The sequence below is a fragment of the Niabella sp. ZPM-14 genome, assembly GCF_055693045.2.
In genome coordinates this window covers 749,231-772,687 of sequence record NZ_CM181148.1, presented here as the reverse complement: position 1 = coordinate 772,687, position 23,457 = coordinate 749,231, and the positions used below count along the sequence as shown (strand labels likewise).

Genomic DNA, 23,457 nt, shown 5'->3' with positions numbered 1-23,457 from the left:
ATGCCTCTTGCGTCTTCTATTGACAACATCCTTTCTGTTTTAATTTTCGATGTGGTCTTTTTTCTCAAGCGGATTATACTCTTTCCCGGGAAGTATGTAACACTTCCTCATTTCGATGATCATCTCGTTCATTAAATCGCATTTGTTCCTCAATTTAGGAACAGAAAGACATCATTCTTTGAATAAAAGTCTTTAAATACCAATCTCCAGCTGGATCATTGCATTTAATCGATTCTCGAAAGGGTCGTCCAGTTCTTCAGAGTCATCAACTGCGTCAAGGGCGTCAGAGTCATCAATTCGATCGTCCAGCCCCAGGTATCCCTGTATTTTAAACTTGTGTTTATTGAAATAATGCGAATAGCCGATGGCTTTCGTTCTTAAAAGATACTGGTAAGGGGTTAGTTCTTTGTGAGGTTTTACCTGTGTATAACGGATCACCACTTCGTCTTTTTTAGACACCATCTTACTTCCCTGAAGATTGATGGCCGTACCCGCAGGCATGGTCAGGAAAGTCAGTCGGTCTTCGGGGCGATCGCTGAAATCGGTCACTGAAAAATCGTCCACTTTCCGGTCATAATACTCACCCAGGAACGCCCATCCGCTGTACTTGAAGACTGCGTCAGCCATGATCGTACGGATGTTGGCGGAGAGTTTTTCATCCTCATCATAAGCGCTCACCATCGGTTTTCCCAGTTGTCCGCCCGTGCGGGTGGTCTTAAAGTTTTTAGTGTAAGTGAAGCCCAGCGAAACTTTGGGTGTTTCTTCAAAATCAAGGTCCCCTTCGAAATAATCGCCTTTGTTTTTAAAGTAACCAAACGGCATGTACTCAACGCGACCCGTGTAGGCCAGGCCGTCATCTGTCTTCAGTTGTCCGCGGCCTTCACCAGTAGAGATGGCGGTGCGCAGCTGTATCACATGTTTGCGGATCTCGAAATCACGGTCTACAAAAATTCCAAAGTCGCGGTCAACGGTAAACTCACCATTGGCGATGGAGCGATCGGGCATTTGCAATTCACCGGAAGAATTCACCCTCTCGCGGTTGCCGGGCAGCTTGGTCTGACCCAGCCCGAACGACCAGTTTTGATTCGGCGTATAATAGAAAACGGCATCCCTTACCACCTGCGGAGCGCCACTTTCCAGGTCCATATCGCGGTTGGCAAAGCTCAGTTGTATCTTGTATTCCAGCTCAGGTGATAGCAGGTAACCTTCGAAGCGGAGCCTCATTCTTCTCACCAGTGCTTCAAACCCCGGCTCGTTTTTATCATCCAGACGGCTGAAATAGCCTGCTCTTAGCTGTGTCCGGAATCGGAAAGTCATCAGGAAGTCGTCTCCCTTCTTAAACTGCAGTCCTTTATCGTTAAACGCAACAGTGGTTTTCTCTTTATTCGTCGTATCAGACGCGCGCTGTGCCTGTGCATAGGACGCAAGGAGCAGGCTGCCTGCCAATATTATGTTTTTGTTAAAAAGCATGGCCGCAAAGAAAGTAAAAATTACCCATTTCCTGCGGAGATTTACGGCTCTTCCATACATTTCATTACGATTATCGTTAATGAGTAGTTCGGGCTCAACAGGTTGGGAATACAGGTCTGCAAAGATTCGCTTGTTGTTTTTCTTAAATGTCGGCAAGAGCCGCTAATTTTACTAGTCATAACAAAGATGTTATCAAGGCCCCAACTAATACCGAATGCTGAAGAAAACCAAATTACGGCTTAAACGATTTATTGAGAAAGGTTTCGAAATTCTAAACAGGTCGTCAAGAGGAGCGCTGGTAGCCAGTATGCTGGCCGCATTGATCTGCATTCTATACTTTACAGGGGTTATAAGAACGGGCCTGCCGTTGGTTGTAGATCTGATTCTCGTAGCGCTCGGATCATTATGTATCACCTTCGCCATTTTCATTGTTGCTTATTATTTATACCGGTTTATCCGGCGCACCAATAAATATATTGTGATCGCTGTCATCGGCACTTTTCTATTGACCGCCATTCTCCCGGATGAAAAGTTTAACCGCCCTTTTATTTTCCTCGAATTGATTTGCGGGATCCTGATAGGCATTGGCTTAAATCCGCAAGCCAATCTGAAAGAGCGGCTGGTATTGCTTTTTTTTGCGTTAGGCATCAACGTGATCCTTTTTTCCCTGCTCCTGAGCAAAGGCGTCAACCATGCGGTCCCCGTCTCCAAAGCCTATTGGCAGCAGCGGGTGCCTTCTTTTGAAAAGACGGCCGATCCCATGCAGAAAAGGATGTACGAAGTAGAGCGGCTTTTCTATGGAAGCGGCACGGATAAGCAACGCCGAGAATACAGCAAAGGGGTTTCTCTCAGGACTGCTTCCGTTGACGGCTCTTCTTTCCTGCAGCCGTTGTCTACCATAAAGTCGTATTTCCGCAAGTCCTATTGGGGGTTCGGCATCGACAGTCTTCCGCTGAATGGCCGGGTGTGGTATCCGAAGCAAAAGGGAAAATTTCCCCTGGTAGTGTTTGTGCATGGCAATCACCTGATGACAGACTTTTCCGACCCGGGATATGAATATATGGGCGAACTGCTGGCCAGTAAAGGATTTATCGTAGTATCGATCGACGAGAATTTTCTGAATGAAAGCTGGTTTGATGATTTTTGGTTTGGCGAGATGAACACGCGCGCCTGGCTCATCTTAAAACACCTGGAATACTGGCGGCAATGGAACGTTACGCCCGGCAACCCGTTTGAAGGCAGGGTGGATATGGACAATATTTGCCTCGTCGGGCATTCAAGGGGCGCGGATGCCGTAGCGATTGCTTTTGCACTTAACAAATTAGATCGCTATCCTTTTGATGGCCGTACTTTATTTAACTTCAACTTCTCAATTAAAAGCATTGTGCAGATTGCGCCCGCAGGCCGCCAGGCAAGGGGAGTGGAGTTCCCGTTGAGGTTGAAGAATGTCAACTACCTGCTGCTCCATGGAAGCCACGACCAGGATGTGTACTATTGCGCCGGTATCAAAATGTACAACCGGATCAAATTCGATTCTTCGCAAAATTATCTCAAAGCGATCCTGTATATCTATAAGGCCAATCACGGACAATTCAATACGTCGTGGGGTGTGAAAGATAAGCGGTTCCCCAACCAGTATTTTGTCAATTCAGCGACGCTGCTCAAAGGGGAGGATCAAAGAAAGATCGCGGATATGTACATCTCTGCGTTTCTACACGCGACGCTTCAGGGGCAAAGACAATATGTGCCTTTGCTGAAAGACTACCGCAATGGGTTTGCATTTCTGCCGCGCACCTACTATATCAATCAATATGAGGACAACTCGTTTAAATATTTCGCGGATTTCGAAGAGGACCAGGACCTGTTGAGCGCCAGCATGCCCGGATGCCGGATGGAAACCGCGGGTTTGAAGAAGTGGGCGGAGAAAGTGCTCCCGCTCAGGAATGGGGAAGAGTTTGGCCAGGAAAACGCCGGCGCTTTTCTGGACTGGGATTATGAAAAGGCGCAGCAACGGTATCCCTATTATGCCGTTAATATGTCCGACAGTGCTTTGCGAAATACGACTATTGACAGTGCCCGGGGCCTGTTCTTTTTTGTTACCAATAACAGTGATGAGATCAATGATATTAACTTCTCGATACAAGTAACAACAAAGTCTTGTACGGTCACCAAAACCTTAAAAGATTTCTATGTAATGGCACCCTTGCTAAAGACCGAACTGGCTAAATGGAATTACCTGTCTGACGTGAGAAAGAACATGCCGGTGGAGCGCGTGCTCCAGTTTGTTCAGATGCCTTTTTCCAGCTTTCTCGCGTCCGACTCGCGGTTTCGCCCTGATGAAATCCAACAGATCAAATTCATATTTAATAAACAACCTCGGGGTGCGATCATCCTCGACCGGATCGGTTTTAATCAATGATCTCGAGTGGTGAGAGCAGGATCGTTGAGTCGCAGTTCCAGGTGGGGGTTTCTTCGCTCGACCTCAGCTATTTTATCTTGCTCTTGATCTCCTGCAGCTTCAGCAAAGCCTCTACCGGTGTTAAGCGGTTTATATCAATGTCTGCCAGTAATTGCCTGATCTCATCAAAGGTCTGGCTATGCGCATCAAAAATAGACAACTGGAACTGGGGTGTGTTCAGCTGCTTTACTTTTTCCGAAATACTTTCCGGCTTCCGGTCTTCCGGTATTTCGGACGTCTCGTCATTGACATGTTGCGCTTCCAGTTGCTGCAGGATCTCGTTAGCCCGCTTGATCAGGGAGGCAGGCATGCCCGCCATTTTCGCCACATGAATACCGAAGCTATGCGTGCTGCCGCCCCGCGCCAGTTTGCGCAGGAAGATAATTTTATTGCCGGCTTCCTTATTGGTGATATGATAGTTCTTGATGCGATCAAACTTTTCCTCCAGCTCGTTCAGTTCGTGGTAATGCGTTGCAAACAGCGTCTTCGGCTGATGAGGCGACCGGTGTAAATGTTCTACAATGCTCCAGGCAATCGAGATGCCATCATAGGTAGAAGTGCCACGCCCGATCTCGTCGAGCAGGATCAGGCTGCGCGGCGTAATATTATTGATAATGGCTGCTGTTTCATTCATTTCCACCATGAAGGTACTTTCGCCGCCGCTAAGATTGTCCGAGGCGCCGACCCGGGTAAAGATCTTATCAGTCAGCGAGATCTTTGCTTCCGTCGCCGGCACAAAGCTCCCGATGTGCGCCATCAGGGTAACAAGCGCGGTCTGCCGCAGCAGCGCAGATTTACCACTCATGTTAGGCCCTGTAAGAATAATGATCTGCTGATCCGTTTTATTGAGTTCCGTATCGTTATGAATATAACTTTCTCCCACCGGCAAATGGCGTTCGATCACGGGATGGCGTGCCTCCCGGATCAGCCAGTCGTCACCCTCATGCAACTGCGGCTTTTTATATTGATAGTGAACCGCATTGTAAGCAAAGCAGCAAAGACAATCCAGGATCGCTAACAGGTTGCCATTGGTTTGCACCGGTTGCAGGTAGTCAAACAGTTCGTTCAGCAACTGATCGTATAACTGTTGTTCCAGCGACAATATTTTTTCTTCGGCGCCGGTGATCTTTTCCTCGTACTCCTTCAGCTCCGGCGTAATATATCTTTCAGCATTGGCCAGGGTCTGCTTGCGGATCCAGCTTTCGGGTACGCGGTTTTTGTGGCTGTTCGTCACTTCCAGGTAATAACCAAATACGTTGTTGAATCCGATCTTTAACGAATTGATCCCTGTTTTCTCCGCCTCGGTAGCCTGCATTTTAGATAAGTAAGCTTTACCGCTTTGCGATATGTCGCGCAGCTCATCCAATGTCGTGTTGATGCCCTGGCTGATAAAGCCGCCTTTGACCGCGGTGGCGGGAGGGTTTTCGATGATCTCTTTCAAGATCTTTTCCGCGATGACAGGGCAGGGGTTCAATGCGTCGCCTATGCGCTTCAGGTAGGCATTAGCATGTTGACTGCACAAGCCTTTGATGATATGCACCTGTTGCAAACCTTTGGCGAGCTGCAGTACCTCGCGGGGCGTAATTTTTTTCGTGGGGATCTTCGCCACCAGTCTTTCAATATCCCCGCAATGCTTGATGCCCTGTATCAGTTCGTTTCTCAGGTCCGGTTCTTTGATCAGGGTTTCCACCAGTTCCAGCCGCTCGTTGATCTTATGAATATTCGTTAAAGGAAACAATATCCAGCGTTTCAACATACGTGCGCCCATGGGGGAGGCGGTGTTGTCCAGCGTTTTTAATAAAGTATGGTTTCCTTCGCTGCTGCCGCTGACCAATTCCAGGTTACGGATAGTAAAGCGATCCATCCACAAAAAATCATTTCGTTGAATGCTTTGCAGCGACGTGATATGTTGCAGGTTGGGATGTTCTGTGTCTTTCAGGTAATGAATAATCGCGCCCGCTGCTGTCAGTCCGGCTTTTTGTTCTTCAATGCCAAATCCCTTTAGCGAGTGGGTCTGGAAATGCTTCAACAGAATATCCTGCGCGTAGTTTTCATCAAAGATCCATTCATCCAGCGTGTAGACATACATTTTGCCGCCAAAGAACTCTTTGAATTTCTTCTGTTGATGGCGCTGAAAGATCACTTCCGAAGGAGAAAAGCTTTGCAGCAATTTGTCAGCATATTCGCGGTCACCTTCCGCAATTAAAAATTCCCCCGTCGACAGGTCCAGGAATGCCAGTCCGAAATGATGGTCATCCACAAAATGAAGTCCCGCGAGAAAATTATTGCTTTTGTGTTCCAGCAATTTGTCATTGATAGCCGTGCCGGGCGTCACCATTTCAGTCACCCCGCGCTTTACAATACCTTTCGCCTGTTTGGGATCTTCCAGCTGGTCGCAGATGGCTACCCGGTATCCCGCCTTCACCAGCTTGTGCAGGTAAGTGTCCAGCGCATGATGGGGAAACCCCGCCAGATCCAGCGAAGCCGCTGCGCCATTATTCCTTTTGGTCAGCGTAATGCCCAGCACCTGCGAGGCAACGACGGCATCCTGGCCAAAGGTTTCGTAAAAATCGCCCACACGAAACAACAGCACCGCATCAGGATATTTTTGTTTAATAGCCTTATGTTGCTGCATCAACGGGGTTTCTGTAGGATTCTTCGCTTTTGACATGGGCGACAAAAATAAGGAATGGCAATTGTTCCTCCCCGGTTCTTCGCGCTCAAACGGGCTTTGTGGATTATTTGTTATTATTCAATCAGATCGTTGCAGGTGATGATCTGTTTAATTGTTGAGCCTGTTGAAATATCAGGTAAGCCTATCATGATCGTATTGTTGTGTTTGGCAGTTGTTGCGGGTGCATAACATTTTTTCTTTTTATGTGATTTTTTACGGCAAAGTGCGCAAAAATTTGTTCGCAAAGCACTCAGAGTAGGAAGTTGTTTAACCTTTTGAATATTTTTCAGCAGAACATTTCAAATAATATCCTAACCCGGTCTGACGGTCTCCGTCTGACCGTTTCCGTACGCAAGCACCAGGCAAATCATCAGATCAGAAAGCGCTACCAGCGCCAGGAATGAGTGCGGGGCCGCTGAAGCCACAAAGACCGGCATGAAATATCGCTCTTGTTGTCACACATGATCCGGCTCCGTCCCTTTCGCAGAATGAAAAAAGTGTAAACAACGCCCAGGACAAAATCTTATGCACCCGTTATCGCCCGTTTAGGATAAAAAACCTGAAACTAAACGTTATGAACCTTTTTACAAGAATGGCTTATTTGCTGGTTGCTGTTACCTGCCTGATGACCGGCTGCCGTAAAAAAGACCCCGAGCCTGAAAAATGCAAGGACTGCACTCTGGTTTACAAACCGAATCTCTACATTTATCCACTCCAACCCATCCAGCTGGCAGTGAAGCTGAGCTTTCCCAAAGGAGGAAACGTCGTCGAGTCCATTCCCGATTATGGTGCCGGTTGGAATGTGCACGTAACGCCCGAAGGGAAAATTGATGGGAAATATGATTACCTGTTTTATGAAAGCCAACAGCCCGACGAATGGCAAGAGGAAACAGGATGGATGATCAGGAAGGATAACCTCGAACAGTTTTTCAGAAAGAACCTGGCAGCCTATCAATTCAGGGAGCATGAGATCCAGGACTTTATTGATTATTGGATACCAAGGTTTACAAACAGCAACTATTACTGTATTTATCCCCAGGAGCGCTCACTGATAGAACCATTGATTCGCGTTCACTTCTCGAGTGAGCCTGAACATTTTTTAAGACTTTTTTACGTGGTAGAAGGGCGTGACACGCCGGTTTATCTACGCGGCCACACCATCTCCGGTAAAGTGCCCAGAACGGGTTATCATGCGGCAGAGTGGGGCGTCATCCTTAAATAAAAGTGCAGAATACGTCCCGCCGGCGCGGTCCCGTTTATCAAACAGGCTCCTTTAATAAGAGTTCGTCCCGTCGAACACCGTAATCCTGGCAGGAAGGCCGGCATACCTGAATAATATCTTCGCTTAAAGTTTTTTTAAAAAAAGTTTACCCCTCCTGTCCAGTTTTAAAAGTGTCGATTGTCATAAAGCTTTATCATCATAAACTTTTAGAAATGGGACAAAGAATTAATTTTTTACAGAAAGGCGGCACTGTGTTAAAAGCACTATCACCGGTAGCGATGCACCTGGCCAAATCCACTATCGACAAGAAAATTTTACACCTGGTATATTTCCGGGTTTCACAAATGAACGGCTGTGCCTTTTGTTTGGATATGCACGCCAAAGATCTGCTGGCAGCAGGCGCGCCGGAACAAAAGCTTTTTGTAGTGGCGGCCTGGAGAGAAGCGCCGTTTTATTCTGATCAGGAACGGGCGGCTTTATCATGGGCAGAAGCGCTAACCACCCTGGAGCATGGGGAGGTGCCGGACGCGGTTTACCAGCAGGCTACTGAACAATTTACAGAAGAAGAAATGGTAGACCTGACACTGGCCGTCACGACGATCAATACTTATAACCGGTTCAACATCGCGTTTGGAGCTCCTGTCGGAACTTATCAACCCGGACAGTTTGCCGTTAAATAACCGTACTTTAACTTTCCACTTTAAAACAACTTTTATGAATGATTTCCTATTTATATTCAGAAGGGACGAAAACAACATTCCCCAATTGTCGCCCGAAGAAATGCAGGCCGACACACAAAGATGGATCGACTGGATCTCCGGCATCGCTGCGCGCAACCGTTTAAACAACCGCGGCAATCGCCTGGAATGGTCAGGTAAAGTTGTAAAGCCCGGCAATATCGTTACAGACGGGCCTTACATGGAGTTGAAAGAAGCGATAGGCGGTTATATCATCGTTACCGCGGCCTCCATTGAAGAAGCAACCGAGCTGGCGAAAGATTGCCCGGTCTTTCGCTACGGCGGCAACGTGGAAGTGAGAGCCATCAAAGCCTTGTAAATGCAGCAGCAGGAACTGATACCGCATCTATTCAGAACAGAGTACAGGAAGATCGTTGCTGTGCTCTGTTCCTTATTTGGTTTGAAACATATCGAAACCGCGGAAGACCTGGTGAGCGATACCTTCCTCACCGCCACGGAGCTCTGGGGTCAAAAGGGGGTTCCCGAAAATCCCGTTGCCTGGCTGTACACCGTTGCCAAGAACAAGACGAAAAACCATTTGCAGCGCATCGCGCTGTTTGATGCAAAAATAGCCGCAGACCTCAGCAAGAATGCGGATGTCTGGGCCGCTCCTGATTTTTCTGAAAAGAACATCAACGACAGCCAACTGGCCATGATGTTCGCTGTTTGTCATCCGGCCCTCAACCGGGAGGCGCAGGTCGCGCTGGCATTGAACCTCCTTTGCGGCTTTGGCGCGCGGGAAATTGCAGATGCTTTCCTCACCAATAAAGAAGTCATTTATAAAAGGATCCAGCGTTCTAAGGAGACATTAAAAAAGGAAAAGATCGATCTTGCTTACCCGACCATCGATCAGATCAACGATAGGATGGACACGGTACTGGCCATGCTCTATCTCTTGTTCAACGAAGGATATTATTCCACTTCACAAAACAGTGTGTTGCGCAAAGATCTGTGTTGGGAAGCAATGCGGCTTTGCCATCTGCTGATCAGCAATGCCATCACCAATACCGCGGCTGCCAATGCCTTAATATCACTCATGTGCTTTCATGTTTCACGATTTGAAGCGCGTTTGAACGGTGACGGCGAATTGATCTTATATAAAGATCAGGATACCAGCCTTTGGAACGATGAACTGATACTTCGCGGCCGCCATTACCTGAAAATAGCCTGCGCTGGCGAAGCGTTGTCTAAATACCATCTTGAAGCCGCGATCGCGAGCTGGCATACAATCCGGGAGGATTCACCCCAAAAATGGAGAACGGTTTTGCAGCTCTATGACGAACTACTGGCGCTGGAAGACGCGCCTATGGCGGCTTTGAACCGGATCTATGTCTTGTCCAAAGTGCAGGGAAAGGCAGCCGCTATACAAGCTGCTGAAAGTATTCGGACCGGCCGAAACCATTTTTATTATATGTTACTGGGCAAACTTCATGAAGGGGTCGACCATGCGTTAGCCCTCGCTCATTTTGAAAAAGCGCTGACATTAGCGGTTACAGATCCGGAGAAAAAGTTAATCGCGGCGCACATTGCAGCGCTGAACCGGTCTTAAGGGCAGAGAAAACCATTGAGTTTAGTTAAATCTTGATCTCTGTTAGTTTCCTGACGATCGTGTGCATCACATTTTTATTTTTTTTCTCTGTGCTTCTTTGTGTATTCTCTTTGAGGTCTCTGTGGTAAAAATAAAAGAATCATGCACCCTTATAGTTTAGTGTAAGATCACCGTACCCAATTGGTCGGTTATTTCCCGCTCCATGTCTTTCAGCGACCGGTGAATAAAATGCAGCTCCGGAAACTTTTCAAATTTCTTATCCAGTTCCATGTCCTGCTGGTTTTGCAGCAACATGCGTTTGATCTTTTTCAGCTTCAGGTAGCGGATGGCAGAAATGACAATGTCTTTTGTGCGGTCTTCTGAAATGAGCTTGTAACGGTTCAATTCTTCTTCGTTGCCGTCCGCTACGGTTCTCACAAATTCGTCATAGGCTTGCTGAAACAAGGATCGTTGGTAACCCATATTCTGTCCCGCCTTCTCAATCCACTTTTTGCTTTCCTCGTAAGGGTGGTTCAATATAGAGATCACAAACGTGCTCAGGGCCTTATCGTCGTTATAAATAAAGTATTTATCGTTAAACTGTTCCGGACGGTTCTGTAGCAGCAATTTGATCGTGTGAACGAGGTGGTAGACATCTTTATCTTCGATGTCGAGCTCATCAATTTCGTTGAAGACAAATTCTGCCGTCAGGGTTTGTTCATCCCAGGGCCGGCTGCCATATTCCAGCAGGATGCGCGCCAGTTCCCGCTCCTGGAGCTGGTCTTTAAACAACATGTCGAAAGTGTTGTCGTCAAAATTCGACGCTTCGGCCTGCGCAATCGTTTGCTTATCGGGATCCGTGGCTGCCGATTTTCTTTCCTGCATGGACAGGCGATCCCGGATGTATTTGTTCACCAGCGCATTCAGGCCGACCTCATCGATGTTCAGTATACTGGCAGATTGCTTGATATAATCTTGCTGTTTCGTAAAGTCTTCCGCCTTATTAACGCGGGAAATGGATTCTGCGATTTTATTTACCAGCTCCGATTTCTTCACCGGGTCACTGCCTACATCTTTCAGCGAAAGTTCCAGCTGGAAAAGAATAAAATCTTTTTTATTGGTCTGTACAAAATCCACGAAGGTAGACGCGCCGACTTTGTTCACATAACTGTCAGGGTCTTCTCCGTCGGGGATCAATACCAGCTTCACATTCAACCCTTCTTCCAGCGCGAGATCCAGCCCGCGGAGCGCCGCCTTGACACCAGCGCTGTCTCCGTCATAGATGATCGTGAGGTTATTAGTGTATTTCTTCACCAGGCGCAGCTGATCAACGGTCAGCGAAGTTCCGCCCGAAGCTACTACATTTTCAATGCCTGCCTGGTGCAGCGATACCACGTCGGTATAACCTTCCACAAGCAGGCACTCATCGGCCTTGTCAATGGCCGTTCGTGCGAAATAAGAGCCATAAAGAATCTTGCTTTTTACGTAGAGCTCGTTTTCAGGCGTGTTAATATATTTTGGCGCCTTTTCATTGGTTTTTAAGATGCGGGCGCCAAAACCGATGACCTTGCCGCTATTGTTGTGAATAGGGAAGATCACCCGTCCGCGGTAATTATCCTGCAGCTGTCCGCCACGCTCCGCAATCAGGCCCGATTTGAGCAGCAGGTCCCTGTTGTACTGGTTCGTCAGCGCCTCGTCGGTAAAAGCCGTTCTGGCTTCGGGAGCGTAACCCAACCGGAATTTTTCGATGATCCCTTCCCGGAATCCCCGTTCTTTAAAATAGCTCAGCCCGATGTCCCGGCCTTCTTCTGTTTGAAACAGCTGATCGATAAAAAATTTTTCAGCGAAACTGTTGATAATAAAGAGGCTGTCAGCCGTTTGATATTGTTCTTTTTGCTCCTGGCTGACAAAGGTCTCTTCCACTTCCACACCATATTTCGCGGCCAGCCATTTCAGCGCTTCTACGTAGCTATACTTTTCATGCTCCATCACAAAGCTGATCGTGTTGCCGCTCTTTCCGCAGCCGAAACATTTATAGATCTCTTTGGAAGGAGACACCGTAAACGAGGGGGTCTTCTCATTATGGAAAGGACAGTTACCAAGATAGTTAGCGCCTCTCTTTTTCAGCTTCACAAACTCTCCCACCACATCAATAATGTCAATGCGGGAAAGTATTTCCTGTATGGTATTTTGAGAAATCAAGGCGCTAAATTACAAATAGTATGGCAAAGAAGGTATGCTGACGCGGTTCGGGTTATCTGTCACTATCGCGATGACACTGCCCGGGGCAATTAATGTAATTCCTTCAATTCAATATTCCTGAAGTCAATTTCCTGTCCTTCGCTTTGCAAGGCAATATAACCGCGGGTCAGAGGTTTGCCGTCGGTTTTTTGTGCCGGGTCGTACCGGTTGGCCACGCCGCCGCCGATGCTGGGTTTTGAATATTGCAACACCGTATCTCCATTAATGACGTGGGTGATCAGCGAATCTGCCAATACGATCAGTTCTGCCTTCACCCATTCGCCGGGCGGATACGTTTTGGAGCTGGAGTTGAGACAGTGACCGTTATAAAGCGCCCCCTGGTAGACGATCTCCGTACCAGGCGAACACATATTCCCGGTGGGACGGGGTTTGCCATCGGGAAGGCCTGCCAGGAACTGCATCTCCACAGAGATCGGCCAGTCCTGCTCTTTAGGCATCGTTCGCGGGTCCTGGCTGTGATACATAACGCCGCTGTTCAGGATTGTATAGGACGGCGCGTCTTTGCGCCATTCACCGGTGAACCGGTATTCCAGCTTCAAATGATATTTGGAAAAAGGTGTCTTGTAATATAAGTGCCCGTATTTTTCATTGAACACATCATACTGGTCATACCGCACTTTGATCATGCCATCTTCCACGCGAAAGGTGTTGGCGTAGTTGTCGCCCGTTTCATAATGGTGGATCTTCACGAACCAGTCGTTCAGGTCCTTGCCGTTGAAAAGCTTTACCCAACCCTGTTGCAGCTCAGTTTTTTTCGATGCCTTAGAAGCGCAGCCCAACACGACAACAAGCGAGAACAGTAAGAAGATGGAAAAAAGAATCTTGTGCATTAGTGGAAAAGTTTAAGGCAAATTAAACTTTTTTGGCGGATACAATGCCCGACACTACCCGAAATTCATCGGCATTCTTTTTTAAATGGACCGGAGCCGTTTCAGTTGCCAGGGGAGCAGCATGGAGAAGGGAAATCGTTGGTGATCCCAGATCTGTAAAAAGCCGCTCCTGCCTTTTCTTGCAAGGATGGGCCATTTTACAGGACATGCAGCCCGAAGTGTTTTTAGAAGATTTTAAACACATAAGATAATTTTTTATAAGCAGCAGCAGCCGTGGCTACTGCCGCTTACGGGTAATCATCACCATTGATCAAGACCTAAAAGCTTTCTGCCCAGTGGAGACAGTTCGGCGGTTGGATATTTAGTTTGCTCCCAGTTTCGAGGGTCGCCGGGGAACGCAAATCCTTCCGGCGCGCGCCTTTCCCTCCAGGATGAGATACGCCACTGGCGAAGCGGCTCATTATCTTCTTCGGCCGGCATCATGGAGATATACTGTGCCATCCTGATCTTATTCCCGCTGGTATTGGCACGTATTCCGTGGGGTTGTTTACTGTTAAAGATGAGCAGATCGCCGGCGTTCATAGGCACTTTAACGATTTCAAAGCCGCTTACATCGGGTTTAAAGTGATCCCGGTCTTCCGGCTGTGTCAACTTCCATGTTTCATATTCGCGGTAAAGTTCCGGCACGCACTGAAAGCCGCCCATATTTTCATCAACCTGATCAGCCAGCGCCAAAACGCCCTGGACATTTTGCGGGTTGGTTTCAGGATCATAATCCCAGTGTATAAATCCTTTGTATTCGTGTCCTTCCCGGATCGGGAAATTTAAATTGCATCGATCGATCGTTACCCACAGTTTTTCGGTTCCCCAGATATCGGTAAATGCCTGGTGCACTTTGGGGTACTGCCGGTTATCCCATAAATATTGGTGGTTGTATACCTCGACCATCCCGGTGTTCGTGAGTTCTTTCATTTTCATGGCTGCGCGGGGTTGCGTGTACCAGGTGGCCGGATCATTGGGGTCTTTCTCTTCAAATTCCCATAAAAAATTGGCCAGTCGTGCCGTCTGGGTTTTCGGTACCGCATTTTTGACGACGATATAACCATTGTGCTCCCAGAATTTCCAGTCTTCTTCTGATAGCATCCGGAGCGGCACGCCGTTGCTCCTGTCATTCAGCTTGATTTTACTGGTCTTCGACGTGGACGGGTTACCCGGAATCTCTTTATGAACATCGGGGAACATTACAGGTGTTGTTTCTTGTTTCATATGACTTGCTTTAAATGTGATAGAATATAGCAAAGGTCCTTAACCGCGCTGGCCATGACTTCCGTTGCAATGACCATTTTTTGCTCTGTATTGACCGGTTTATACTTTTTGCCGATTTTTTCTATATTTAAAGAGCAAAAATGAAGATTCAAAAAGAGATAGTACTTCCCGGGCCGGGGCAATCATTCAAGATTTTTCAGCCAAGTCTGAAAAATTATTTTTACTGGCATTATCATCCTGAATACGAGCTGGTTTTTGTAGAGGCCGTTGCCGGCATCCGGCATGTGGGGCAGCATGTGTCCAGTTTCGTAGGTAGTGATCTGGTTCTGATCGGACCTAATGTTCCTCACCTGAATTTTGATTATGGGATAGAGACCGATTATCACCAGATAGTCGTTCAGTTAAAGGAACCGTTTTTAGGAAATGCATTTCAGGAAACGCCGGAGTTTTCGCAGATCCATACCCTTTTAAAAAAGGCGGCGCTCGGGCTCTCTTTCGGGGATGTGATCAAGCGGGAAGTGGCAGGCAGATTAAAGCAAATGCAAAGCCTGTCTCACTTCGAGCAACTGATCAACCTGATCGAAGTATTGCAGCTATTGGCGAAATCTGATGAGATCACAACGCTCAACGAGCGGGATACCAGTGTCGGGCTTTTCCCACATGATAAAGTCAGAATGGGAACGGTCTATGACTATATCCATGCGAATTACGATAAAAAGACAGACGTAAATATCATCGCTTCGCAAGTCTGTTTGAGCACTGCAGCCTTTTGCCGCTATTTTAAGAAGCAGACCAATGTCACTTTCACAGATTTTGTAAACCAGTATAGGATCACCCAGGCCAAGACCCTGCTGTTAAAAGGAGGGACTGTTACCGAAGCCTGTTACGAAGTCGGCTTTGAAAGTCTATCCTATTTCAATAAGTTGTTTAAAAAGATTGTCGGAGAAAATCCTTCGGGTTTTAAAAAACGCTTTTCCCAGACCTGACATTTGGAGAAGCCTGTTGCCTGGTAGCGGCTGATCACGTGAGCTTTCATCAATTGCTCACAGATGCCGCCGGTCAGTGGGGTGAGGGGAGGTGATTACAGTCCCCGGCATTTCGGCATACTCATTGTCCCTGTTGTTACGAAACCTATTGATCAAATTAAAAGCATTAACATGGACACTAATAAAAAAACAAAGGACAATCAAGATGCGACGCCCGGCGCGACCGGAAGAAACGCCAACGATAATTTCAATACTGAAGAAACGGATGACTATGGGGCAGAAGGAAATCCCGAAGAGCTGGACGAGCGGGATACCATTAAAGGCGGTAAGGGAGGTAACAGCGGAAAGCGCAATCGTAACGACGACTTTGATGACTAACAGGCCATTACAGATAACAACACCGGAAGTCAATTTTTTAAACCTTAAAAATCAACAGAATGAAATATGTACTGATAGTTGCAGGCATCGTTTTTTTCGCGGCCTGTAACAATGCGCCCACGGAAGAGCCTGGATTGGAAGATAGTGTAAGCTCAGAGATCCGGAATATTGACCGGGGCGCAACAGCAGATACGGTATCGCAAAATACCACGACCGACACTGTCGCCGTTGGAAGAAGCTCCAGCGTTGATTCTACGCAGAATCAATAAAGTTGGCGCATCTGATACGGGTAGCCGTCTGGCAGCGCTTTCAGAAAGTGCGGCCTTTATAATCCCAATGATCTTTAATCACTATTTGCTCTTTTTTGAGCAACCGCCTGGCGAAGCGATCTCCTTTGATCCTTCCGTCAGGCTGTTTTTTACCCATGAAAAGCAGCACCGGCATGCCCTCATCGTTCGTCATGAACATCAGGTCATATCTCTCGAAACGCTGTTCCACCATGGTTTTTGGGGCATAGGCTTTATTCAGAATCTTTAATATGCGGGGTCCTAACTGCATCATCCATATTTTAAGTCAAACAAGTCATTTACCTGAATCTTCACAAAGCATGCCTGTCTCGAAAAGGCCTGCGCCCTACAGCGCTGCCAGGTCGTAACGGGCCTGCTGATACATCAGTTGCTCAATTTGGGGAAGGAATTCCATTTGCAGCGGTGGTGTGACATGCTGACCATTTTCCTTCCGGGAACGGACAAAAAAAATAAATACATCTTTGGGCTGAAGCGCGCTGCCTGGTTGATTTTGAGTGCTTTTACGGAAAATATTATGTCCCAATTGCTTATGCGGAGGAGATGCAGTGCGGGCCTACGAAGGTAAGCTGCAGTCGCTGAGCGGGTTTTCTGTCTCAGATGCCTGTCGGTATCGCTGGTAACACTTCCAAACGTTGCGGGGCCGGCGGCGTCTTAAAGTGGCGATATAATTGTTTAGGTCTTTCGTATAACATTCAAAAAAAAATGATGCATGAAACAGAGTGATGATGACAAATTCATACCGGTTACTTCGGTAAAAAGCAATTCGGGCCGGGAGCTGCGCCCGGACATTTTTTATTATACGAATCAGATTGTGAATGTGGTAATGATCGGAGCGCCCGGCAGTAATGATTGGGTGTTGATAGATACCGGCATGCCCCATTGCGGCGAAGAAATTGAACAGCTTGCTTACGACAGATTTGGTGAAGGAAGCCAGCCGCAGGCGATCATCCTGACTCATGGCCACTTTGATCATGTCGGTAATATTGTACACCTGCTGGAAAAATGGAATGTGCCGGTATACGCCCATATCCTGGAGTTTCCCTATCTCACCGGCGAGCAGGATTACCCCGAACCCGATAATACTGTACAAGGCGGTATGTTGGCAAAAATGGCTTCCATTTACCCGCATCAATCCATCGATATTAAAGACCGCCTCATCGCGTTGCCCTGGGATGGCACCGTACCTTTTCTGCCCGACTGGCGTTGGATCCCCACGCCTGGTCACGCGCCCGGTCAGATCGCCTTGTTCCGCGAAAGCGACGGCGTTTTGCTTTCCGGTGATGCATTCGTGACCGTCCGCCAGGATGCGTTATATAAAGTGCTCATCCAGGACATCGAAGTCAACGGCCCGCCCCGGTATTTTACGACAGACTGGGATAAGGCTTATACATCTATCGTAAAGCTTCGGGACCTGCATCCGAAACTTGTAATTCCCGGGCATGGGCAGGCGATGGAGGGACAAGCGCTGTCCGAGGGCCTGGATCGCCTGGTTAATATGTTTGACGAAATCGCAAAACCCGAATACGGTGCGTTTGTGTAGCGTGATGGCCAGGGCATGTAGCGATGTTGCTACATGCCACCCGCTCCGGTAGGGGAAGGACGCTGAATGATCGTTCTAAGTAGCCGGTCCGCCTGATGCTTGGCGGCTCTTTCGTTAGGAAAACGGCCGATAAAGTATTCTTCCAGCGGATTGGATAAGAAAAGCTCGAAGTTCCCGTCATTCTTGTCGATCTTAAAAAGCCATGATTGTACGCTGGCGCTTTGGATACGGCCGTAATGCTGCCAGGATAAAGGTTTAGAGGTAGGTGTCATCGTAGTCGTGTGGTGTTGCATACGTATACATTTTGTCAGGGTTACAAAAGATTCTTTTATACGGTATCTACACAAGTCCTGTGCCGACCGGCTTTCAGCGGAATCCCGTTCACGCAACGTTATCATTCACATCCACTTTTTTACAACTCAAAAAACGAGGGCCACCGGCAGGTGGGGAATCAGTTTCACCATCCACGCGCGGATTGTCGATTTTCGGTCACACCTCGATCGGCAAGTTATCATCTCATCCATAACATATAAGAATGAAAAAAGAAGAGATTCACCTCAATGATCTGGAACGCATCTTGTTTGGCAACGTACCGCCGGAGTTCATGTTAGAAGTGTTGGTGCGCTCGCTCATTATATTTTTCGCCTTGTTGCTCACCATGAAGTTGCTGGGCAAACGAATGACCGGACAGCTTAATCATACCGATATGGGCGTATTGCTTACGCTCGGTGCGATCATATCGGTGCCTATGCAAATTCCGGAACGCGGTATATTGCAGGCCTTTCTCGCTTTGTTGCTTGCTGTCATATTTCAAAGAGGCATTAATTACTGGGCCTTCAAAAACAAAAAGGTTGAACAGCTGACACACGGGAAGGTCAATATCCTGGTTAAAGATGGCGTGCTGAAGGAAGCGACGCTGAGAAAGAACCGGCTATCTAAGCAACAGGTATTTGCAGTCCTCCGGAATAAAAATGTATTCAACCTGGGCGAGGTCAAGCGCATGTACCTGGAGGCGCGCGGCGTCTTTACCATATTGGCATATTCCGGCGAGTGTGAAGGTTTATCGATCTTCCCCCAGGAAGAAAGCCTTGAGCTTTTAGAAGGCCAATCTCCATCCGATAAGCTCGCCTGCGTAGAATGCGGCACGCTTGTCCCGAAAGAAGCAACCCGGTGCCCACATTGTCAGCGAAAAGAATTTATTCAGGCCATAAAAACATCAACCGATGGATAAAAAAGAAATCAAGATCGATGACTGGATGCGCATCATCATCGGGGAAGCCCCTCCTGAATTTTTCATAGAGATCGTGATCCGCACATTGTTTATATTCCTCGTCTTTATGATCGCGATGAGACTGATGGGCAGCCGGATGTCGGGGCAGCTCAACCGGGTCGAGCGGGTATCCCTTATCACGCTGGGCGTTGCGGTCGCCACGCCCATCCAGGCGCCGGAACGGGGTTTAATACCGACGATCATCATCGCCTTAATAGTATTGCTGGTGGGCGGAGGGATTGCACGGCGCGCGGGACGCAAACAGAAGTTCGAGTCCAGGGCATTGGGCAGTATTGACATGCTGGTAAAAGATGGTGTGGTAAATATGGGCATGCTGAAAAAAATGACACTGACGCGGGAACGCGTTTTTTCCACGCTCCGGTCAGAGAAGATTGTTCACCTGGGCGAAGTGAAACGCCTGTTTATCGAGGCCAGCGGCAGTTTCACGATCATCCGGGAAAAAGAAGAAAAGGCCGGTCTGCTGATCATTCCCGAACATGATTATGACTTCAGGAAACTGTTTCCCAGATCTTCAGAAGAAGTATGCTATGTGTGTGGCAGTAAAGAATGGTCTTCCGGGAAATGCTGCAATTGCGGAGATACACGCCACCAGGCGGCGGTTACAACGATCAACTTTTACCAGGGCGATCATTAAAGGAGCCCGTGGCTTTTGATGATGGTGTTCGTAAAGTGAGGTAGCCTAATAAAAAACAGATTGCTCCTGTTTTTCGATTTTAGCAACGGTCATGTCACGCGTTACTTTGGTGTACCCGATCACCTGCCGGTTGTCGTCGTGAATGGCAGTGATGACCACTTTGGCCCAAAACCGTGAACCGTCCTTCCTCACGCGCCAGCCTTCATCCCGGGCGACTCCTTTCTCCGCTGCGAGGTCCAGCAGCTTGTTAAATTGTCCGGCTTTCTGATCTTCGGGTGTATAGAAGATGCGGAAGTGTTTGCCCAGGATTTCTTTCGCCGTGTAGCCTTTAATATTTTGTGCGCCCAGGTTCCAGTTCTCCACGTGGCCATCTGCATCCAGTAAAATGATAGCATAGTCTTCGATCTCTTCCACCATCTTATTATACTTCAGCATTTTGACATCAGGGCGGTCCAGCGTTTCATTGACGATCCGGTGGATGCGGTCGTCCAACATTTTAGTCGCAATAGATAACATGGACAACCATTCGCCGTTCATCGGATGCTGGGTTTCTTCCACCAGGTTCACCAGCCCGATGATATTGGAAACGGGCTGCCTGATCTCATGAGATTGCATCTGGGCGATCGTTCTCAACCGCTCATTTTTATTTTTGATCTCGGTGATCTTTTTCTCGAGGTTGATCGTAGCCAGCTCCAGTTCCATGATCAGGATCACCTGTCGCGCCAGGATGCGCAGGGTGTCCCGCTTGGTTTCTGAAAGCCAGTTCGGCTTAATATCCAACAGGCATAACGAACCAAGAAAGCGGCCGTTGTTAAGTATCAGGGGAATGCCGGCGTAGAACTTAAGAAAGGGAGCATTAGCCACCAGTTCATTCTCCTGCCATTCAGGATCCTTAGATAGATTCTGTATCTCTTTGATCTGTTCCTTATCCTGGTGCGTATAAAAACAATTAGCCATTGCTGCCTGGGGCGTGTCAATGCCCGCGGCTACGGTTAAATAATTGTTTTCCTGGTCTAACAAACTGATAAAGGCGATGGGAACATCACAGACGCACCTGGCAAGTTGGGCAATTTCTTTAAATTCTTTGTAGTTCACAACATAAAAATTCTAAAGTGCCTCCGCTCGTTGTGGCATCAGTGTTTCATGTGCCTACAGCCTGTTGCCAGGCGCACATTGTAAAACAGTAAGGCTACGTTGGGAAGAGGGAATACAGCATCCGGCTCTGTTGTAAATTTAAAAGAAGTTTTCGAGATGTGCAGAAAAACTTTCCACCGGAGACCGCAATGCTGCCGGCTCATTTTCAGACGGAAATGAAGAGTTTTCTCAGCGGGCATATCGAAGAGGATTGAGTGATAAGCTCAGCAGAGCTTTGGTTAACAACCTTGCCATCCGACCCCGCTAATGAGCTGCAGCAGCGGCGTTCGGCCGGTAAGCGGCCGGTCACTGATGATGATACTTCTCATTCTTCAGGATGGTGCAGGCGCGGTAGACCTGCTCTGCCAGGATCAATCGCACCAACTGGTGCGGAAACACGAGCCTCGAAAGGCTCCACTGAAAATTGGCTCTCTTCAACACGGGTTCATCCAGCCCGAATGCGCCACCGATCAGAAAGACTACCCGTTTAGCCGACAGGTTGGTGCAATGCTGCAGTTGCGCGGCAAGCCCTTCAGAAGACAGTTGGGTGCCTCGTTCATCCAGGGCGATAAGAAAATCTTCCTTTTGTAATTTTGAAAGCACCAACGCGCCTTCGTGTTTTTTCACATCATCAACAGTCATCCTGGCCGCATGCTTCACAGGTGGAATGATCTCCCATTCCTGTTTAAAGTAGTTGTTCACCCTTTTCGAAAAGTCTTCGACGCCGGCTTTAACGTAGGCTTCATGAGCTTTGCCGATAGACCAAAACGCAATTTTCATTTTTTACAGAGCAGATTTAATACGACGCAAAGGTAGACCTTAACAGGATGAGAAAGGCGTCAGCTGTTTTCGTAGCCGCACAAAAACGCTGATAATCATTTTCCCGAATGCTTTCTCCGGTACAGCATGGGCGCGCTTCCCGTCACTTTTTTAAAGATCCTTGAAAAATAAAAGATGTCCTCATAACCCAATTCTGCCGCGATGACTCCGATTTTCAGGTCCGACTGTTTCAGCAATTGACAGGCAAACTGGATCTTTAAACGGATAAAATAGTCCATCGGTGTACGACCTGTTTTATTTTTAAACAGGGAGGTGTAATGCGACGTTGACAGTCCCTGCTTTTCGGCCAGATCCGTTACCGTTAAAGCATTTCCTATGTTAGCCTTCATGTCGGCGATCGATTCGCTGACTGCGTCGCTTTGCGGCAGCGGGCGGTTGATCTCGACAGGGCAAAGAAAAAATGTAAGGAAACGATAAAGACTCAGATTGGCATACGCCAGGTTTTGCTCCGCATGTCCGACCTCTAATGCGTAATAAATATCGCTCCAGAGCTCTACGATCTTTTTATCATAGGCGATCTTTTGGGGCGCTACAAAATCGGTGATGCTGATCCATTCATTGAGTGTCTTCAACATGTTGCCGCTAAAGTGGACCCAGTAAATCGTCCACGGATCACGGAGATCCGCCTCATACATATGCGACGTTCCCGCGGGCAAAATGAAAAACTCACCGCTCTTCAATGTGTAGCGTGCGGTCGCGGTCTGATAATGCCCTTTACCTGCTACACAATAGATCAGAATATTGTCGGCGCAACCATGTGGCCGCTCCCGGTAGTGAAACCTGGCCTTTGGAAAATACCCGATATGCGTGATAAACAAATTGCCCAGGAATTGTTTTTTTCTGAGATGATTGATAATAACCTCCCTGGGAATATTAATTTGTAATTCACCGGAAAATCCATCTTTTATTTTAAGACTTTTCATTATAACAAGGCTACAGCTGTACTGCAATATACGGTAACAAATTAGAATAGAGCTATGCGGTCATAGAATAATCCATATATGAATGGGCATACTCCATATTTTTTAAAGCAGGGATCGATACTTTTACAAAATAAATCAAGCGTGTCTTAGCCATGTTATTACGAGATAAAGTCATTTTTATAACCGGGGGATCAACGGGGATCGGATATCATTGTGCTAAAGCTTATGCGCGGGAGGGCGCTTCTGTAGTGGTCTTTGCACTGGACGAAGTAGAGATCGAAAAGGTGATCACCGAATTGGGACCGCATCATCTGGGAATTTCAGGTGATGTCAGCAGCGCCTTCGACGTAAAGAATGCCATAGAGCAAACGATTCAGGAGTATGGAAAACTGGACGCCATTCATAATAATGCGGGTATTGCGCATCCTTCGCTACCCTTACACAACACCAGCGATGAGGACTTTGACCGCCTTTTTAACGTGAACGTAAAAGGCATTTATAATACAACCGTATATGGGATCGATGCGTTAAAGCGTTCCTCCGGCAGCATTCTGAACACCAGCAGCCTGGTCGCTGAAATAGGGCAGGAGCTGCATGCCGCTTATGCGGCGACCAAAGGAGCCGTTAATGCGTTAACCAAATCGATGGCGTTAGATTATGCGTCCGCAGGCGTGAGAGTGAATGCTGTGGCGCCGGCCGGCGTGTGGACACCGATGCTGCGTTCGTGGACGGCAGCGCAACCCCAACCAGAATTGATGGAACAATATCTCAATAAGATCCATGCATTGGGTTACTGCCCCGAGGGAGAGGTGATTGCTGATGCCTGTGTCTTTTTATTATCAGGACGCGCTGCTTTTATCACCGGATGCGTGCTTCCTGTCAGCGGCGGCGCCGAGCTGGGCTATCGTCGCAGCATGCAGGACTGAACGCGAACGTTTCATCTTATGAGCAGGAACGGCCGATGCAGCCGATATAA

23 protein-coding genes are annotated in these 23,457 nt (G+C 47.8%); 12 read left to right on the top strand and 11 right to left on the bottom strand.

The genetic code is table 11. From position 1 onward, the window contains the following. Positions 1-192 precede the first annotated feature (192 nt). On the bottom strand, positions 193-1,626 hold the full coding sequence (locus tag ACU37H_RS03210) for a porin (protein WP_472702921.1): 1,434 nt from the start codon (positions 1,624-1,626) through the stop codon (positions 193-195). A gap of 58 nt (positions 1,627-1,684) precedes the next feature. On the opposite strand from ACU37H_RS03210, the gene ACU37H_RS03205 reads away from it, so the two are divergent. Further along, positions 1,685-3,889 (top strand): alpha/beta hydrolase family protein, encoded by a 2,205-nt coding sequence (locus ACU37H_RS03205; RefSeq protein WP_472702920.1) that lies wholly within the window; start codon positions 1,685-1,687, stop codon positions 3,887-3,889. A 67-nt stretch (positions 3,890-3,956) separates the two neighbouring features. Here ACU37H_RS03205 and mutS read toward each other — a convergent pair whose 3' ends face one another. Further along, complete coding sequence (gene mutS, locus ACU37H_RS03200) at positions 3,957-6,599, bottom strand: DNA mismatch repair protein MutS (protein ID WP_472702919.1); 2,643 nt, start codon at positions 6,597-6,599, stop codon at positions 3,957-3,959. 577 nt (positions 6,600-7,176) lie between these two features. Between mutS and ACU37H_RS03195 the strand changes: the two genes are divergently transcribed. From ACU37H_RS03195 to ACU37H_RS03180, 4 genes are all read left to right on the top strand, one after another. Continuing rightward, complete coding sequence (locus ACU37H_RS03195; RefSeq protein ID WP_472702918.1) at positions 7,177-7,824, top strand: hypothetical protein; 648 nt, start codon at positions 7,177-7,179, stop codon at positions 7,822-7,824. A gap of 212 nt (positions 7,825-8,036) precedes the next feature. Beyond that, positions 8,037-8,504 carry a carboxymuconolactone decarboxylase family protein gene (locus ACU37H_RS03190; RefSeq protein ID WP_472702917.1) on the top strand — a complete coding sequence of 156 codons (468 nt, stop codon included), beginning with the start codon at positions 8,037-8,039 and terminating at the stop codon, positions 8,502-8,504. Between the two features lie 34 nt (positions 8,505-8,538). Then, positions 8,539-8,880, top strand: coding sequence for a YciI family protein (locus ACU37H_RS03185; RefSeq protein WP_472702916.1), 342 nt, complete (start codon positions 8,539-8,541; stop codon positions 8,878-8,880). After that, positions 8,881-10,110, top strand: coding sequence for an RNA polymerase sigma factor (locus tag ACU37H_RS03180; RefSeq protein ID WP_472702915.1), 1,230 nt, complete (start codon positions 8,881-8,883; stop codon positions 10,108-10,110). Positions 10,111-10,266: 156 nt separating this feature from the next. On the opposite strand, the gene dnaG is transcribed toward ACU37H_RS03180, so the two are convergent. The 3 genes from dnaG to ACU37H_RS03165 all read right to left on the bottom strand — a co-directional run bounded on the left by dnaG (position 10,267) and on the right by ACU37H_RS03165 (position 14,447). Beyond that, positions 10,267-12,291 carry a DNA primase gene (dnaG, locus tag ACU37H_RS03175; protein WP_472702914.1) on the bottom strand — a complete coding sequence of 675 codons (2,025 nt, stop codon included), beginning with the start codon at positions 12,289-12,291 and terminating at the stop codon, positions 10,267-10,269. Positions 12,292-12,380: 89 nt separating this feature from the next. Beyond that, entirely contained in the window at positions 12,381-13,181 is an 801-nt protein-coding gene (locus ACU37H_RS03170; RefSeq protein ID WP_472702913.1) for a 3-keto-disaccharide hydrolase, read from the bottom strand. Between the two features lie 300 nt (positions 13,182-13,481). Further along, positions 13,482-14,447, bottom strand: coding sequence for a phytanoyl-CoA dioxygenase family protein (locus ACU37H_RS03165; protein WP_472702912.1), 966 nt, complete (start codon positions 14,445-14,447; stop codon positions 13,482-13,484). A 140-nt stretch (positions 14,448-14,587) separates the two neighbouring features. Here ACU37H_RS03165 and ACU37H_RS03160 point away from each other — a divergent pair, with 140 nt between their 5' ends. The 3 genes from ACU37H_RS03160 to ACU37H_RS03150 all read left to right on the top strand — a co-directional run bounded on the left by ACU37H_RS03160 (position 14,588) and on the right by ACU37H_RS03150 (position 16,080). After that, on the top strand, positions 14,588-15,433 hold the full coding sequence (locus tag ACU37H_RS03160) for a helix-turn-helix domain-containing protein (RefSeq protein WP_472702911.1): 846 nt from the start codon (positions 14,588-14,590) through the stop codon (positions 15,431-15,433). A 171-nt stretch (positions 15,434-15,604) separates the two neighbouring features. Next, positions 15,605-15,811: a hypothetical protein gene (locus ACU37H_RS03155; RefSeq protein WP_472702910.1), complete on the top strand. Its 207-nt coding sequence runs from the start codon at positions 15,605-15,607 to the stop codon at positions 15,809-15,811. A gap of 59 nt (positions 15,812-15,870) precedes the next feature. Further along, the gene (locus tag ACU37H_RS03150; RefSeq protein ID WP_472702909.1) at positions 15,871-16,080 is read left to right on the top strand and encodes a hypothetical protein; all 210 of its coding nucleotides are present in this window, start codon (positions 15,871-15,873) and stop codon (positions 16,078-16,080) included. A 40-nt stretch (positions 16,081-16,120) separates the two neighbouring features. On the opposite strand, the gene ACU37H_RS03145 is transcribed toward ACU37H_RS03150, so the two are convergent. Together ACU37H_RS03145 and ACU37H_RS03140 are read right to left on the bottom strand one after the other, a co-directional pair. Then, positions 16,121-16,372 carry a hypothetical protein gene (locus tag ACU37H_RS03145; RefSeq protein ID WP_494407582.1) on the bottom strand — a complete coding sequence of 84 codons (252 nt, stop codon included), beginning with the start codon at positions 16,370-16,372 and terminating at the stop codon, positions 16,121-16,123. 72 nt (positions 16,373-16,444) lie between these two features. After that, a complete protein-coding gene (locus ACU37H_RS03140; RefSeq protein ID WP_472702907.1) occupies positions 16,445-16,642 on the bottom strand; it encodes a hypothetical protein in 198 nt (65 codons plus the stop codon). A 186-nt stretch (positions 16,643-16,828) separates the two neighbouring features. Here ACU37H_RS03140 and ACU37H_RS03135 point away from each other — a divergent pair, with 186 nt between their 5' ends. Continuing rightward, positions 16,829-17,659 (top strand): MBL fold metallo-hydrolase, encoded by an 831-nt coding sequence (locus ACU37H_RS03135; protein ID WP_472702906.1) that lies wholly within the window; start codon positions 16,829-16,831, stop codon positions 17,657-17,659. Positions 17,660-17,688: 29 nt separating this feature from the next. Here ACU37H_RS03135 and ACU37H_RS03130 read toward each other — a convergent pair whose 3' ends face one another. Further along, the gene (locus tag ACU37H_RS03130) at positions 17,689-17,952 is read right to left on the bottom strand and encodes a hypothetical protein (protein ID WP_472702905.1); all 264 of its coding nucleotides are present in this window, start codon (positions 17,950-17,952) and stop codon (positions 17,689-17,691) included. A gap of 242 nt (positions 17,953-18,194) precedes the next feature. On the opposite strand from ACU37H_RS03130, the gene ACU37H_RS03125 reads away from it, so the two are divergent. Both ACU37H_RS03125 and ACU37H_RS03120 read left to right on the top strand, forming a co-directional pair. Then, positions 18,195-18,890 carry a DUF421 domain-containing protein gene (locus ACU37H_RS03125; protein WP_472702904.1) on the top strand — a complete coding sequence of 232 codons (696 nt, stop codon included), beginning with the start codon at positions 18,195-18,197 and terminating at the stop codon, positions 18,888-18,890. After that, positions 18,883-19,584, top strand: a complete 702-nt coding sequence (locus ACU37H_RS03120; RefSeq protein ID WP_472702903.1) for a DUF421 domain-containing protein — start codon at positions 18,883-18,885, stop codon at positions 19,582-19,584. Before ACU37H_RS03125 ends, ACU37H_RS03120 begins: the two co-directional genes overlap by 8 nt. A gap of 45 nt (positions 19,585-19,629) precedes the next feature. On the opposite strand, the gene ACU37H_RS03115 is transcribed toward ACU37H_RS03120, so the two are convergent. From ACU37H_RS03115 to ACU37H_RS03105, 3 genes are all read right to left on the bottom strand, one after another. Continuing rightward, positions 19,630-20,679, bottom strand: coding sequence for a GAF and PAS domain-containing protein (locus ACU37H_RS03115; protein WP_472702902.1), 1,050 nt, complete (start codon positions 20,677-20,679; stop codon positions 19,630-19,632). A gap of 345 nt (positions 20,680-21,024) precedes the next feature. Continuing rightward, positions 21,025-21,498, bottom strand: coding sequence for a 23S rRNA (pseudouridine(1915)-N(3))-methyltransferase RlmH (locus tag ACU37H_RS03110; protein ID WP_472702901.1), 474 nt, complete (start codon positions 21,496-21,498; stop codon positions 21,025-21,027). Between the two features lie 95 nt (positions 21,499-21,593). Then, positions 21,594-22,481 carry an AraC family transcriptional regulator gene (locus ACU37H_RS03105; RefSeq protein WP_472702900.1) on the bottom strand — a complete coding sequence of 296 codons (888 nt, stop codon included), beginning with the start codon at positions 22,479-22,481 and terminating at the stop codon, positions 21,594-21,596. A 152-nt stretch (positions 22,482-22,633) separates the two neighbouring features. On the opposite strand from ACU37H_RS03105, the gene ACU37H_RS03100 reads away from it, so the two are divergent. Then, positions 22,634-23,407, top strand: coding sequence for an SDR family NAD(P)-dependent oxidoreductase (locus tag ACU37H_RS03100; RefSeq protein WP_472702899.1), 774 nt, complete (start codon positions 22,634-22,636; stop codon positions 23,405-23,407). Positions 23,408-23,457 lie beyond the last annotated feature (50 nt).

Coding starts and splice junctions, on each gene's coding strand:
- ACU37H_RS03205 (WP_472702920.1), top strand. CDS start 1,685: ATGCTGAAGAAAACCAAATTACGGCTTAAACGATTTATTGAGAAAGGT.
- mutS (WP_472702919.1), bottom strand. CDS start 6,599: ATGTCAAAAGCGAAGAATCCTACAGAAACCCCGTTGATGCAGCAACAT.
- ACU37H_RS03195 (WP_472702918.1), top strand. CDS start 7,177: ATGAACCTTTTTACAAGAATGGCTTATTTGCTGGTTGCTGTTACCTGC.
- ACU37H_RS03190 (WP_472702917.1), top strand. CDS start 8,037: ATGGGACAAAGAATTAATTTTTTACAGAAAGGCGGCACTGTGTTAAAA.
- ACU37H_RS03185 (WP_472702916.1), top strand. CDS start 8,539: ATGAATGATTTCCTATTTATATTCAGAAGGGACGAAAACAACATTCCC.
- ACU37H_RS03180 (WP_472702915.1), top strand. CDS start 8,881: ATGCAGCAGCAGGAACTGATACCGCATCTATTCAGAACAGAGTACAGG.
- ACU37H_RS03170 (WP_472702913.1), bottom strand. CDS start 13,181: ATGCACAAGATTCTTTTTTCCATCTTCTTACTGTTCTCGCTTGTTGTC.
- ACU37H_RS03165 (WP_472702912.1), bottom strand. CDS start 14,447: ATGAAACAAGAAACAACACCTGTAATGTTCCCCGATGTTCATAAAGAG.
- ACU37H_RS03160 (WP_472702911.1), top strand. CDS start 14,588: ATGAAGATTCAAAAAGAGATAGTACTTCCCGGGCCGGGGCAATCATTC.
- ACU37H_RS03155 (WP_472702910.1), top strand. CDS start 15,605: ATGGACACTAATAAAAAAACAAAGGACAATCAAGATGCGACGCCCGGC.
- ACU37H_RS03150 (WP_472702909.1), top strand. CDS start 15,871: ATGAAATATGTACTGATAGTTGCAGGCATCGTTTTTTTCGCGGCCTGT.
- ACU37H_RS03145 (WP_494407582.1), bottom strand. CDS start 16,372: ATGATGCAGTTAGGACCCCGCATATTAAAGATTCTGAATAAAGCCTAT.
- ACU37H_RS03135 (WP_472702906.1), top strand. CDS start 16,829: ATGAAACAGAGTGATGATGACAAATTCATACCGGTTACTTCGGTAAAA.
- ACU37H_RS03130 (WP_472702905.1), bottom strand. CDS start 17,952: ATGCAACACCACACGACTACGATGACACCTACCTCTAAACCTTTATCC.
- ACU37H_RS03125 (WP_472702904.1), top strand. CDS start 18,195: ATGAAAAAAGAAGAGATTCACCTCAATGATCTGGAACGCATCTTGTTT.
- ACU37H_RS03120 (WP_472702903.1), top strand. CDS start 18,883: ATGGATAAAAAAGAAATCAAGATCGATGACTGGATGCGCATCATCATC.
- ACU37H_RS03110 (WP_472702901.1), bottom strand. CDS start 21,498: ATGAAAATTGCGTTTTGGTCTATCGGCAAAGCTCATGAAGCCTACGTT.
- ACU37H_RS03105 (WP_472702900.1), bottom strand. CDS start 22,481: ATGAAAAGTCTTAAAATAAAAGATGGATTTTCCGGTGAATTACAAATT.
- ACU37H_RS03100 (WP_472702899.1), top strand. CDS start 22,634: ATGTTATTACGAGATAAAGTCATTTTTATAACCGGGGGATCAACGGGG.